The sequence below is a fragment of the Ectobacillus ponti genome, assembly GCF_024294785.1.
Taxonomy (GTDB): domain Bacteria; phylum Bacillota; class Bacilli; order Bacillales; family Bacillaceae_G; genus Ectobacillus; species Ectobacillus ponti.
Map to the genome: position 1 here is coordinate 1 of NZ_JANCLT010000063.1, position 764 is coordinate 764.

Genomic DNA, 764 nt, shown 5'->3' on the forward strand with positions numbered 1-764 from the left:
AAAGGATCCAACCCACCTAGGAGGACTAACCTGAACGTGCTAATGAGTTCAAAGCTAGTAACATCACCTCTGAAATCCATGGAGCAGGGCCATCTAGAGCAACCTCTGCGCGATCCGCAGGCGCCGGCGGAGCAGCATGACATGGGGTTATCTCCCCTGACGCTCCTCGGCTTCGCCTTCCTGACCTTCAACTCGGGAATGGCAGTGTACAGATCAGATAGAGACTTGGCAACCATCTTCTTCGTGGTCTTCTCCTACGTTGACCTCGTATCGCTCTTCTACTTCCTCCGATTATTTGAGAAGACGCCGCCGGAGTCGCCTCGCCGCCACCACATCAAGACGGCGGTGTGGCTCCTGACGACGATGCTCACCGCCGTGTTTTCATATAAAGTGGCGGCCATCATGCCTTTCCCGGTTCAGGTGCTGGTTTGGGCCATGGCCGCAGCAACTGTGCTTGGAGGGTTCTACGCATTCTTCCTCCACTCCGATGAAAAAAAGCCTATTGAGGTAACGTAACATAAGTATTATTACTCCAAATTGAAGTTTAACCATCATCATGATGTATGTATATATAGGGACTGACAGAATGAAAGTTTAAGAACTTCATCATGAGATGTGATCGATCACTGGAAGAATATTTCACAGAAACCAAACGAAAGGGACCTATTGATTGATTACCTTGTGCCAATTCTGCTCTAATGGCTCTGAAACAGATGTGCCCACGGAACTGCATAAATTTCAAGAGTGGTCTATGAAAATTGGAG

The 764-nt window shown here is 48.6% G+C and carries 1 protein-coding gene; it reads left to right on the top strand.

Annotated elements, in window-relative coordinates:
• Window positions 1–516: hypothetical protein (locus NK662_RS24580; RefSeq protein ID WP_254761339.1), on the top strand; the 516-nt coding region annotated here is incomplete at its 5' end.
• Window positions 517–764: the final 248 nt, after the last annotated feature.